Source organism: Synechococcus sp. UW179A, from assembly GCF_900473965.1.
GTDB lineage: Bacteria > Cyanobacteriota > Cyanobacteriia > PCC-6307 > Cyanobiaceae > Synechococcus_C.
The window spans coordinates 1-2,514 of the sequence record NZ_UCNJ01000006.1 but is presented as its reverse complement, the minus strand read 5'-3'; the positions used below and the strand labels follow the sequence as shown (position 1 = coordinate 2,514).

Below are 2,514 nucleotides of genomic sequence, written 5' to 3'. Positions count from 1 at the left end.
GGGGTTCTAGGGATTTTCCCCTCTAAAAAGACATAATCCTCTGTAGACCACACCAATAAATGGCTGCGGAGGTGGGTTACTACTTATAAGTGTGGCAAATTAGGTAAATATCGTACATTTAATACGGAACAGCCCTGATATGGCCATCAAAAACGAAATTACTATTCTCACGAGAGCAGAACAGGCAGATCTTTATTCCCCACCCATTTTTTCAATCGAAGAACAACGTCTGTACTTTTCTCTGAACGATGCGGAATTGGCAGTTTTTCGGTCAATTCGTCTCAGAGCTCATAGATGTTACTTTGTCGCGATTTTGGGATACTTCAAATCAAAGCCCGTCATCCTAGATATCGCTTACTCGCAGGTTTCTAAGGATTTAATGTTCATCAGTAAAGAGCTGCTTGGCGGCAAGGGGCTCAGACCATTCACTCCCTCACAAAAACAAAAAGATCGACTCTACGCAAAAGTATTAGACCTTGCTGGTTATCACAAATGGGACGAAAGTCAGCACTTCAATTCTCTTTTCGACCACCTTGTTCAGGTGGGCAATGCCTGGCTGGAGCCGCGTTACCTCTTTGATACTGCTATTGAATTCCTAACCAGTCACAGCATTGCTATCCCTAGGTACACCGTACTCCAGAGACTGATAAGCAGAGCGATGCAGCAGGTCAGAAAAGACCTGGCGCACCAACTTAATCAACTCACCAGTCCTGAACTTCACGTCTTTCTGGACAGCATAACAGCCATTGATGACGGACTAAGCCTGAACCAGCTCAGAGGCGGTGCAAAAAGTCTGACCGTACCTGAACTTAAAAAAGAGCTTGCCCTTTATCATCAGTTAGCGCCATGGCGCACGCAAATCAATGGCGTTATCGATGGGCTTAATCTGTCTCTTAAAAATCGACAACACTTCGGTGAGCTCATCAACTATTACGGTAGTAAACTCAAACGATTCAAACGCGCACAGCAGCATCTATGGTTGCTATGTCACCTGACAGAGCGGATACAACTGGCACTGGAACGGTTAACTGATGGGTTCATTTACCATATCCGCAAGCAACAAGAAGCTGCCAACACCTTTGCACAACAAGCAGTGTTCCTGTCCTGGCAGTCAGCCGCGGACAATGTCACGAAAGCGGCAGAGTTACTGCATCTGTTTGTGGATGAGAACATTGATGATAATCAACCCTTCTCAGTAGTCAGACAACAGGCATTGAAGGTCATGAATGACAGGGATATCCAGACCCTCTGCCTTTACCTGAAAAAACAGAAACGGACCGTGGAAGAGTACCAGTGGCAACATTACGATGAACAATGCAATCTCCTGGAGCAACTGTTAAGGCAGGTGTTCTTGTGCCTTGAATGTGAGGCCGGTAAAGGCTCAGAAGCCGTCGTCGCCCAACTTCAACAGATGCAGACGGAAATCGCATTCGGTGGACCACTGAAGACGATGGATACGTCGCTCATCCCGAAAAAGCACCTCCCATGGTTGGTTAAACAGGATAACGTTAACCCGCAACGTTACGAATGGCTGCTCTACCGGCAGTTAACCTCACGACTGAATGGACGCATTTATTTGCCAAATGTTACCAAATACCGCGCACTGGAAGACGACCTGATCCCCCAGACATCGCAGGATACCTTGCTGGCCTCATCAACACTGGACAGACTAAAACAGCCCGCAGAGTTATTGTTACAGGAGAAACAACACCGGCTGGAAAGTGCACTCAAAGACGTTGCTCTCCATATTGATGAGGGAGACAATCGAAATGTGATCATGAAAAATCGTACCGGTACCCGCTGGCGTCTGCCGACCAAAAGCGCTACATCTCTGGTCAACAATCCCTTTTTTAAGCGAATGCAACCGGTCGGTATCGCGGATGTACTGCGGTATGTAGAGCGCGAAACCGGGTTCATGAAATGTCTGACTCATGTACTTCCGATACAAAAACAAGGGTTCACTCATCAGGATGATTTACTGGCCATTCTGATTGCCAACGCCACTCACCGTGGTGTGTATGGCATGGCGCAGATCTCCGATCGAAGCTATGAACACCTGAGTACGGTGCAGGCCAACTATATCCGGCCTGAAACGCTGCATGACGCCAGCGACGTGATCAATAATGCGGTTGCAGCGCTACCCATCTTCCGCCACTACCATATTCAGGAGGACCAGCTGCATGCCAGTGCGGATGGTCAGAAATTCGAAACCCATCTGGAAACCTTTAAAACCCGGTACTCCTCTAAGTATTTCGGCACCAACAAAGGGATCACGGCCATGACACTGGTGGCCAACCACAGCGCCCTCAATGCTCGGATCATCGGTTCCAACGAGCACGAATCACACTATATTTATGACCTGTTACAATCCAACAGCAGTGAAATCAAACCTGACGTACTCTCGACAGATACACACGGTGTCAATCATGTTAACTTCGCCTTACTGGATCTATGCGGTTACAGTTTTGCACCGCGATACGCGCAGTTCAGTAGTGTCATCAATGATCTGTTTGA

The 2,514-nt window shown here is 47.6% G+C and carries 1 protein-coding gene; it reads left to right on the top strand.

Features of this window, described 5'->3' with window-relative positions; genetic code table 11:
- Positions 1-139: 139 nt before the first annotated feature.
- A partial coding sequence (locus DXY31_RS02875) for a Tn3-like element ISShfr9 family transposase (RefSeq protein WP_114991953.1) occupies positions 140-2,514 on the top strand: 2,375 nt, incomplete at its 3' end.